We start from the raw sequence: 10,782 nt of genomic DNA on the forward strand, positions 1-10,782 counted from the left end.
TTGGCAATGAAATGGGCATATCTTTAGCCGTCTTCTTACTTATAGTGGATTAACTTTAAACCAGTACGGCGTTGCCTCGCCTTAGCTCAAAGAGAACGATTCTCTAAGGTGCTGAAGCACCAAGTGAATCGGTTCCGTACTATCTGTACTGTCTGCGGCTTCGTCGCCTTGTCCTGATTTAAATTTAATCCACTATCTATTTATAACAATATGAAAAATCTCATTTTCTGGCTTGCGCTGTTGGCTGCGGCTTTCGGTTTTTTTTATTATCAGCAAAACCATAGAATTTCTCAGGACGAGCTGATTCATGCTGAGTCGCCGCATGACAGGTCTTCCGTGTCTTCATTCGGCGGATTGGCTTACCTGAATTTTTTGCGTGCAGGCGCGGGGCTGCCGACTTTGGCGCATTCGTCGGTTTTAGAAAAGTCCGCCCGCAATCATGCGCGTTATTTGTTGCAGAACCCTGAAGACGGTCATGACGAACGTCATCGCAGCAATCCGTTTTTTACCGGTTACCGCCCGAATGAACGCGCCCGCAAGGTCGGTTATCTTTATGATGGCGTACATGAAAATATCACCACCGGTTTTTATCCGTATCCTGAAGATATGGATACCAATTTGCCGGTTCAGCAGCAAATTGACGGTTTGATGACCGCTATTTATCACCGCTTCTCTCTGTTGGAACAGGGCATTGATGAAGCCGGTGCGGCATTTGAGCATCGTGATGGGCGCATATCGGTCGCCATCAATCAGGGAAATCATCAGTTTAATTTTTATTGCGGTTTGGGCAGGGTTTATCCTGAACCGGGGCGGCGTTATTATCAAAATGCCTGCAACAACAACGCCATTGTTTATGCGGACGAAGTCAAGGCGCAACGCGAGTTCTTATATGTCGTTTATCCGCAAGGTGATTTTGCCATGCCGGATTTCCATGGCGAACACCCCGATCCCATGCCGGGACACGAATTTACCGGCAACCCAGTCAGCATCGCTTTTTCGGAATCTGCCGGAAAAATCAAAATGCGGTCGTTCAAGCTTTATCAGGGCAAATCCGAGATAGAGAAGGTTAAGGTGCTGACGGCAAGCAACGATCCGAATCAAACGTTTTCCGATCATCAATTTGCCTTATTTCCTCTGTCGCCTTTGGAATACGATACCGCGTATCGTGCCGTATTCGAGTATGAGCGCAATGGCAAATCTGAAAAAGCCGAATGGACTTTCCGAACGAAAAAGCCTGATTATCCTTACTTTATTGTTAAAGGTGGCGAGAAATTGGCGGTTGAATCGGGTAAGAAATATTTCATTCATTGGAAGGATTTTTGGTGTCAGCGGGAATGTGAGGAGTATGTTTACCGCCAACGCGGCAAAGCGAAACTCGAAGTCATGGAGCGTCAGATCGGCGGTATGGTGGTACGGGTTACCGGAGACAAAGGCGATGATGTCCGGTTAACGCCGAAAGAAGAAAACGATAAGGCGGTCTTACTTTATATCTGGCAATAGGCAATCAAGGTCGTCTGAAACCGAAACAGGTTTTCAGACGACCTTCTTTATACGCAACAAGACAAAGCAGGGTAGGATAAGATACTTTATTATTTGGGTGAACCGTAAAACTGTTAGAATAGTGGAAATTTATTTCTTGTTTCTCAAACAATGATCCGTCATCCGAAAATTGCCGCCCATACGCGTTATGCCTTTATCTGTATCGGACTGATGATGCTTTCTTTCCTGATATATGTGGTTTTGGCAATGTTTGATTTGGGCTTGGATATGTCGATGCGGATTGAGCTGACCCGTTTTGCGCTCATTTTAATCTTGCTGTTTGCGTTTTTAGGCGGCGTTTTTTCAATCTGGGTAGCGGTGCTGCGAAAGAAAATGGGGGTATGACATGAACCAAGTTGATAACAACATTCCTGAAGAAATCCGTTTGCAACATGACCGATCGGCTTTGGTTTTGGTTTATCGCGGCGAACGTAAAACCCTTCCTGCCGAATTTCTCCGCGTTTATTCTCCCAGTGCCGAAGTGCGCGGACATGGTGCGGGACAAGATGTCTTGCAGACAGGTAAAGCGGAAGTCACGATTTCTGATTTGGACCCTGTCGGTCAGTATGCGCTCAAAATTACTTTTTCAGACGGCCACAATAGCGGTTTGTATGACTGGGCTTATCTTTACAAATTGGCTTACGGTTATGATGCGCTTTGGCAGGATTATCTCCGCAGGTTAAAAGAAGCCGGAGCCTCCAGAATACCGAGTGCCGCCGACCTTGTTGCCGGTAAAAAGCATTCCTGCGGCAGCGGCGGTTGTGGCGGACATCATTGATTACTGAGTGTGTTTGTTCTTTTTGAAGCGGCATTGTGACGGACAGCAGGATGTCGGCAAAGCAGGCTCTGTTCCTCGCTTGAAAAAATATATCAGCCTGTCGGATGTCAAACAAAATCGACTGGAAAGATACGGTCTTGAGGGTACAATGCCACTACACGGGGGGCAAGTTGCGTTGTTACCTGAATAAAAAAGATTATTTAGCCATCCATTTGATAGACTACGCTAAGCCGGTCCGCAAAAAGCATATCGTGAATGATGATAAAAACACCATCACCTTCAGAGATGAAATTTCAGCATTCGGCATAGCCATGAACAAATTGAAAGACAGGTTTGCCTCTCAATGATTAAACTTTCAGACGACCCCTAGAGCAAGGTCGTCTGAAAATCGAAATACCGTTTGAACCATATTGATTTCAGATTATTTTAGGAAAGCACCTCTATGAGCGACCACAAAACCCATTTCGGTTTCACTACCGTAAACGAAGAAGAAAAGGCAGGTAAAGTGGCCGAAGTGTTCCATTCCGTAGCCAAAAACTACGACATCATGAACGATGTCATGTCTGCCGGCCTGCACCGCGTTTGGAAACATTTCACCATCAATACCGCCCGTCTGAAAAAGGGCGATAAAGTGCTGGATATCGCCGGCGGTACCGGCGACCTGTCGCGCGGCTGGGCTAAGCGTGTGGGGAAAGAGGGCGAAGTATGGCTGACTGATATCAACTCATCCATGCTGACAGTGGGCAGAGACAGACTGCTGAATGAAGGTTTGATTCTGCCCGTATCGCTGGCCGATGCCGAAAAATTGCCGTTTCCCGACAACTACTTCAATCTGGTTTCCGTTGCTTTCGGTTTGCGCAACATGACCCACAAAGATGCCGCGCTCAAAGAAATGTACCGCGTGCTCAAACCGGGCGGAACGCTCTTGGTATTGGAATTTTCCAAAGTCTACAAGCCACTGGAAGGCGCATACGATTTGTATTCCTTCAAACTGCTGCCGGTCATGGGCAAACTTATTGCCAAAGACGCAGACAGCTATCAATATCTGGCAGAATCCATCCGCATGCACCCCGACCAGGAAACATTGAAACAAATGATGCTGGATGCCGGTTTCGACAGCGTTGATTACCATAATATGAGTGCAGGCATCGTAGCCTTGCATAAAGGTGTGAAATTCTGATGCCCGAATCGGCTGACCTATCTGTCTGATGCCCATAGCCTATTCCAAAGTATCGGGCTTATGTTGATGGCTGAAAAAGGTCGTCTGAAAACCGATTGATAAGGTTTTCAGACGACCTTTGTTGTAAGAAATCTCTGAGTTGTACTGATATATAGCCGCCTGAAGGCGGCTGGCCCCGATATGCCTATGGTTAGGCGTCATATTTTAGTTTCAACACACAGCCGCCTGAAGGCGGCTGGGCGTCAGGACAACCCAATTCTTTCAGCCAGTCTTTGTTTCAACACACAGCCGCCTGAAGGCGGCTGGCTACATCAACAAAGCCAAGACAGCGACCGAAGCAGTTTCAACACACAGCCGCCCGAAGGCGGCTGGTTCATAACCAAAATCTCCTCAGTCTCTTTTGGCTGGTTTCAACACACAGCCGCCCGAAGGCGGCTGGAATTCAGGCGCGAAACCGACAACCGATTTTTCCTTGTTTCAACACACAGCCGCCCGAAGGCGGCTGGAGCTGGAAAACGTGCGCACCAAAACCGCCGACCTGGTTTCAACACACAGCCGCCCGAAGGCGGCTGGGCACACGGCGGCTACACTTTTTCTGATAGTCATGGTTTCAACACACAGCCGCCCGAAGGCGGCTGGACGGCTCATATGGTGCAAGAAGACACCTCTGAAATGTTTCAACACACAGCCGCCCGAAGGCGGCTGGCTTTTATGGTCTATGCCTGTTTTCTAAAGAGCTGGTTTCAACACACAGCCGCCCGAAGGCGGCTGGGAAAGACCATGACGCGCCAGTATCAAGCCTGTTTGTTTCAACACACAGCCGCCCGAAGGCGGCTGGCACCCCCTGCGGGACGTACCCGGCAGGGTTAGAAAGTTTCAACACACAGCCGCCCGAAGGCGGCTGGACCGGCACGGGACGCGGGTTTCTCCGTCTGAACCGTTTCAACACACAGCCGACCGAAGGCGGCTGGCCCACTCTGGGCAATACTCAATCGGCACGCCGTGGTTTCAACACACAGCCGCCCGAAGGCGGCTGGGAAACGCGGCGGAATATGTACACCTGCAAGCCCGGTTTCAACACACAGCCGCCCGAAGGCGGCTGGGGCTTTCTTTGCCGCCTCTTGGGCGTGTTTGATTAGTTTCAACACACAGCCGCCCGAAGGCGGCTGGAAAAACGAGTTTACGAAAACTAGGGGAAGACATGTTTCAACACACAGCCGCCCGAAGGCGGCTGGTCATTATTCTCTGTTGGTTATTGGCGATACTGCGGTTTCAACACACAGCCGCCCGAAGGCGGCTGGACCGAATGGGCAGTCGCGCCTCCGCTGAGACACAGTTTCAACACACAGCCGCCCGAAGGCGGCTGGAGCGGTACAATGTATCTTTTCTTCCAAAGATTCTTTGTTTCAACACACAGCCGCCCGAAGGCGGCTGGGGCTTTCTTTGCCGCCTCTTGGGCGTGTTTGATTAGTTTCAACACACAGCCGCCCGAAGGCGGCTGGATTTGTCTGAAGATGTAGTTGATTGTTCTCTTTGGTTTCAACACACAGCCGCCCGAAGGCGGCTGGAAATTGTAAAAGCAATAATAAGGACTATGAAGAGGTTTCAACACACAGCCGCCCGAAGGCGGCTGGTAAAAAACATATAGTGGATTAAATTTAAACCAGTACGGCGTTGCCTCGCCTTGCCGTACTATTTGTACTGTCTGCGGCTTCGTCGCCTTGTCCTGATTTAAATTTAATCCACTATAATAACAAATTCAAACTCTAGCCGGTTTCAACACACAGCCGCCCGAAGGCGGCTGGGCATACGTGAGACCGAAATTTTTGTGATGTTCGGTTTCAACACACAGCCGCCCGAAGGCGGCTGGCAGCATCTAAAATCTCGATGCCTCCACCGTCTTGGTTTCAACACACAGCCGCCCGAAGGCGGCTGGGAACGGGATGTGGCTCATGATTAAAACAAAAGAGGTTTCAACACACAGCCGCCCGAAGGCGGCTGGCGCCATCGGCGCGACTCCGCGCGTATGCGAGACCGTTTCAACACACAGCCGCCCGAAGGCGGCTGGTTACGACGACATCGCCTATCTGCTTAAGGATGTGGTTTCAACACACAGCCGCCCGAAGGCGGCTGGCTTTCAGCATATTGTACCCATGTCGGAGGAGCTGTTTCAACACACAGCCGCCCGAAGGCGGCTGGAACCTTTTTGTTTGAGCAGTAGGATGTCGGATTTGTTTCAACACATAGCCGCCCGAAGGCGGCTGGATAGGCATACCATTGGGAGCAAACAGTATCTGGAGTTTCAACACACAGCCGCCCGAAGGCGGCTGGGACCGAGCAAACCTATTAAATCGGCGGGCATTTGTTTCAACACACAGCCGCCCGAAGGCGGCTGGAACTTCAATATCAATTTCAGCGTCAAACGGGAGCGTTTCAACACACAGCCGCCCGAAGGCGGCTGGTCTCAGTTGCGGCAGGCTTAGAGACAGGCTCAACTGTTTCAACACACAGCCGCCCGAAGGCGGCTGGATGCTACAGGTGGGGTTAGAGGAAAACTTGAATTGGTTTCAACACACAGCCGCCCGAAGGCGGCTGGAAAAAGGCGATGTGATGGTGCATTACGATCGTAAGTTTCAACACACAGCCGCCCGAAGGCGGCTGGGTTGTAATTGCAATGCTTTCACAGGATCAAACTCGTTTCAACACACAGCCGCCCGAAGGCGGCTGGGAATATCGTTTTGAGCGGTCAGGCTGCTTTGAATGTTTCAACACACAGCCGCCCGAAGGCGGCTGGCCCCGTTTTTAACGGCTCTACATGGCAGTATAACGTTTCAACACACAGCCGCCCGAAGGCGGCTGGGCAAGACATCAAAGACATCCTGTCCCGTATGCGTTTCAACACACAGCCGCCCGAAGGCGGCTGGGCTGCAAAAATATTAATTCTTTCAGTTGATTATAGTTTCAACACACAGCCGCCCGAAGGCGGCTGGTGCGAGCGTAGAATTTGGTTTCAGATCAGGGCGAGGTTTCAACACACAGCCGCCCGAAGGCGGCTGGGTATATCCTTACGCGCTTTCTTCAGCCACCATTTGTTTCAACACACAGCCGCCCGAAGGCGGCTGGGCCCTGAAAAGTTACTTAGTGGGAAACCAAATTTTTGTTTCAACACACAGCCGCCCGAAGGCGGCTGGCTATGGAATATCCGTTTTTCTCGTTAAAACAGCTTGTTTCAACACACAGCCGCCCGAAGGCGGCTGGGAAAAGTACCTTACAAATTAAGCCATGACAACAGTTTCAACACACAGCCGCCCGAAGGCGGCTGGCAGCGGACTTATTAGGACGTACTGGAGCGCACTCTTGTTTCAACACACAGCCGCCCGAAGGCGGCTGGCCAGATTGTTAAGGAACATAGTTATACACCATCGTGTTTCAACACACAGCCGCCCGAAGGCGGCTGGTGCGTGACCGAAAATTTTGTGATGTTCGGAGATTGTTTCAACACACAGCCGCCCGAAGGCGGCTGGGTTTTGAGAATCACAGCAACCCCAAAATCCAAAGTTTCAACACACAGCCGCCCGAAGGCGGCTGGGTTAGCGTAAGTCCAATGTGCAGCTAAGTACGGATAGTTTCAACACACAGCCGCCCGAAGGCGGCTGGGCATTGGCTTGAAGTCTGCGGGTGCGGTGCTCACGTTTCAACACACAGCCGCCCGAAGGCGGCTGGTCGTGTTCTACTATGGAACATTCCTCCTAATTGGTTTCAACACACAGCCGCCCGAAGGCGGCTGGAAGGAAAGCCCAGAATATCCAAACAGGGGCAAAAGTTTCAACACACAGCCGCCCGAAGGCGGCTGGTAAAAATCTGCGTCAGCTTTGGCAAGTCCTCCGTGTTTCAACACACAGCCGCCCGAAGGCGGCTGGTGTTTTCAGGCGGCGCGGCATTGTTCTTTCTCCGTTTCAACACACAGCCGCCCGAAGGCGGCTGGCGCCGAGTTTTTCCACTTCGCCGATTGGTAGCTGGTTTCAACACACAGCCGCCCGAAGGCGGCTGGTGTTGACTATTACCAATACGGCGGCTATGAGATTGTTTCAACACACAGCCGCCCGAAGGCGGCTGGGATGCTGGATGGGGTTGCGATTTGGATGACGATGTTTCAACACACAGCCGCCCGAAGGCGGCTGGCCAAATCGTCGGCGGCTCGGTTTGCCTTTGCGGTCGTTTCAACACACAGCCGCCCGAAGGCGGCTGGGCCGCAAACAGCGCCGCAAGCTGCGTCAAAACGGGGTTTCAACACACAGCCGCCCGAAGGCGGCTGGGCTGACCGACTGTATCAGCGTGCAATGGGCTATGTTTCAACACACAGCCGCCCGAAGGCGGCTGGGTATACAGCAGCTTGAAACATGGCTGCAAACCTTTGTTTCAACACACAGCCGCCCGAAGGCGGCTGGCGCCGTCATCGCCTACCACGTCCACACCAAAGGCGTTTCAACACACAGCCGCCCGAAGGCGGCTGGATCCTGATAACCCAACATCCCCGCCTGATAGACGGTTTCAACACACAGCCGCCCGAAGGCGGCTGGTGCTCCCCCCCTGTTAGATAAGGGGGACAACTGGTTTCAACACACAGCCGCCCGAAGGCGGCTGGGGTCGCCGCGTTTGCGTGACGAGTCTGTTTCAATGTTTCAACACACAGCCGCCCGAAGGCGGCTGGTTCGCCCGTCAACGCACTCCTGTCCGGTGTAGTGTTTCAACACACAGCCGCCCGAAGGCGGCTGGATGAGCGGACTTGCCCGTTTTTCCGACGTCGTTTCGTTTCAACACACAGCCGCCCGAAGGCGGCTGGCCGGATAACGAGATGTCCCGTACCTGGTTTTTTGAGTTTCAACACACAGCCGCCCGAAGGCGGCTGGGATTCGCGCCGCGGCGAGCCGATTTTGGCAAAGGCGTTTCAACACACAGCCGCCCGAAGGCGGCTGGCTTCTAAAGATCGTTTAAAAGGCGTTTATATAGAGTTTCAACACACAGCCGCCCGAAGGCGGCTGGCTTAATCCGGCGAAAAAGGCTGAGTATGATAAGGTTTCAACACACAGCCGCCCGAAGGCGGCTGGATCAGCGTCATACGGCTCTCCACTGTCGGTACGGTTTCAACACACAGCCGCCCGAAGGCGGCTGGTTCGGGATTCGCGTCATCCGACGGCGGTAAGACGGGTTTCAACACACAGCCGCCCGAAGGCGGCTGGGGTTTGGTCCAAGGGTATCCTCTTGATTCTAAATGGTTTCAACACACAGCCGCCCGAAGGCGGCTGGTTTGTCCGATCCGCTGTTTGTACGGCAGATAGGCGTTTCAACACACAGCCGCCCGAAGGCGGCTGGGACGGCGAAGCGGCGGCAAACAAGGGTATCGAAGTTTCAACACACAGCCGCCCGAAGGCGGCTGGTTGGTTATCACATGTTCAACGAATTCATTTCAAATGTTTCAACACACAGCCGCCCGAAGGCGGCTGGCAAAATCAACCCCGACGCCCGCGCCAAGGGCGAAGTTTCAACACACAGCCGCCCGAAGGCGGCTGGGACTGGTTATGTTAATGTTGATTGGGAACATATGTTTCAACACACAGCCGCCCGAAGGCGGCTGGCGATTCGGAAATGTCATGGACCGACACATTGTTGTTTCAACACACAGCCGCCCGAAGGCGGCTGGCCTTCATAGGAAACTAGCGTCACACCAAGCCCAAGTTTCAACACACAGCCGCCCGAAGGCGGCTGGTAAAAAAACATCATTCAATTTAAATCAATTACTAGTTTCAACACACAGCCGCCCGAAGGCGGCTGGGCTTGACATCGCCGAAGTCATGCGATGCGACCCTATGTTTCAACACACAGCCGCCCGAAGGCGGCTGGTTGACAATATAAGGAATGTCAAAGCCAGCAGAGTTGTTTCAACACACAGCCGCCCGAAGGCGGCTGGTTTCTTTCAGCTTTTGACCAAAATAATCAATCATGTTTCAACACACAGCCGCCCGAAGGCGGCTGGAAGCACGTACTCAATATGTTGCAAACGTTTACATCGTTTCAACACACAGCCGCCCGAAGGCGGCTGGTATCGGAGTTTTTCAGCGGCTTCGCACACGAAAGGTTTCAACACACAGCCGCCCGAAGGCGGCTGGCAAAATGCTGGATACTGCGCGACTGACCAAACAGTTTCAACACACAGCCGCCCGAAGGCGGCTGGTTCGGGGCAGTCGGCGGGTGGCGGTGCCGGCGGAGTTTCAACACACAGCCGCCCGAAGGCGGCTGGCGCATCAGGAGTGTGTTACTTTGCAGTTTCCGAATGTTTCAACACACAGCCGCCCGAAGGCGGCTGGCTTTGATTTCGGATGCAATTAAACGGGCATCTTTAGTTTCAACACACAGCCGCCCGAAGGCGGCTGGCGGGCAAGAAACACCGATGGCACATGTCTTATATGTTTCAACACACAGCCGCCCGAAGGCGGCTGGTTAGATAGTTATGAAAAATCTGCAAAATAAATGCTGTTTCAACACACAGCCGCCCGAAGGCGGCTGGTCAACATCGATGGTGACTTCCAAGTCGGGTACGGTGTTTCAACACACAGCCGCCCGAAGGCGGCTGGATTTGGAGAAAATATTGTCAGGCAATCTATACGGTTTCAACACACAGCCGCCCGAAGGCGGCTGGTAGACGCAGCCACTATCCAGTCTTCATTGATGATGTTTCAACACACAGCCGCCCGAAGGCGGCTGGGATGAATCAGGCACTTGTTCAGGTAGCATTGCAAGTTTCAACACACAGCCGCCCGAAGGCGGCTGGACATAACTATCAGAAATAAAGAAACTGGTATGATTGTTTCAACACACAGCCGCCCGAAGGCGGCTGGAGCGTTGGAAGATTACCTGAAAATTCATGCACCGGTTTCAACACACAGCCGCCCGAAGGCGGCTGGTGGTTTTACCGGCGGTACTGTTTCCATATAAGTGTTTCAACACACAGCCGCCCGAAGGCGGCTGGTTTACTTATAGCGATGCTTTTGTTGTATTGAGACGTTTCAACACACAGCCGCCCGAAGGCGGCTGGGGACAGGCTGTCTGCCCAACAACCGACCACACAGTTTCAACACACAGCCGCCCGAAGGCGGCTGGTTTTATCCGAATGCGCCGTAAAACTTCGCCGTTTACGGCGGAGATATCAGGCGAGGACTGCGAAGCAGTCCTAAAAACGTTCAATTTCAGTCAGGCGTATTTTGCTGCTCAATATATTGCCGAATAA

General features: G+C 52.4%; 4 protein-coding genes and 2 CRISPR repeat arrays. All 4 genes read left to right on the forward strand.

What is annotated here, in order from left to right:
• Positions 1 to 210: 210 nt before the first annotated feature.
• On the forward strand, positions 211 to 1,500 hold the full coding sequence (locus tag AAG834_RS10420) for a CAP domain-containing protein (protein ID WP_070513981.1): 1,290 nt from the start codon (positions 211 to 213) through the stop codon (positions 1,498 to 1,500).
• 385 nt (positions 1,501 to 1,885) lie between these two features.
• The gene (locus AAG834_RS10425) at positions 1,886 to 2,317 is read left to right on the forward strand and encodes a DUF971 domain-containing protein (protein WP_342032082.1); all 432 of its coding nucleotides are present in this window, start codon (positions 1,886 to 1,888) and stop codon (positions 2,315 to 2,317) included.
• A 104-nt stretch (positions 2,318 to 2,421) separates the two neighbouring features.
• A complete protein-coding gene (locus AAG834_RS10430; protein WP_342032083.1) occupies positions 2,422 to 2,664 on the forward strand; it encodes a hypothetical protein in 243 nt (80 codons plus the stop codon).
• Between the two features lie 95 nt (positions 2,665 to 2,759).
• Entirely contained in the window at positions 2,760 to 3,497 is a 738-nt protein-coding gene (gene ubiE, locus AAG834_RS10435; RefSeq protein WP_003760056.1) for a bifunctional demethylmenaquinone methyltransferase/2-methoxy-6-polyprenyl-1,4-benzoquinol methylase UbiE, read from the forward strand.
• A 207-nt stretch (positions 3,498 to 3,704) separates the two neighbouring features.
• Positions 3,705 to 5,132: a CRISPR direct-repeat array (repeat unit 32 nt; unit sequence GTTTCAACACACAGCCGCCCGAAGGCGGCTGG).
• Positions 5,133 to 5,270: 138 nt separating this feature from the next.
• A CRISPR array of direct repeats spans positions 5,271 to 10,655; the repeat unit is 32 nt; unit sequence GTTTCAACACACAGCCGCCCGAAGGCGGCTGG.
• Positions 10,656 to 10,782 lie beyond the last annotated feature (127 nt).

The sequence above is a fragment of the Neisseria sp. Marseille-Q2251 genome (assembly GCF_940793045.1).
Lineage (GTDB): Bacteria > Pseudomonadota > Gammaproteobacteria > Burkholderiales > Neisseriaceae > Neisseria.

What these genes read in the sequence shown, in the direction of transcription:
- AAG834_RS10420 (WP_070513981.1), top strand. Translation starts at nt 211, where the DNA reads ATGAAAAATCTCATTTTCTGGCTTGCGCTGTTGGCTGCGGCTTTCGGT.
- AAG834_RS10425 (WP_342032082.1), top strand. Translation starts at nt 1,886, where the DNA reads ATGAACCAAGTTGATAACAACATTCCTGAAGAAATCCGTTTGCAACAT.
- AAG834_RS10430 (WP_342032083.1), top strand. Translation starts at nt 2,422, where the DNA reads ATGTCAAACAAAATCGACTGGAAAGATACGGTCTTGAGGGTACAATGC.
- ubiE (WP_003760056.1), top strand. Translation starts at nt 2,760, where the DNA reads ATGAGCGACCACAAAACCCATTTCGGTTTCACTACCGTAAACGAAGAA.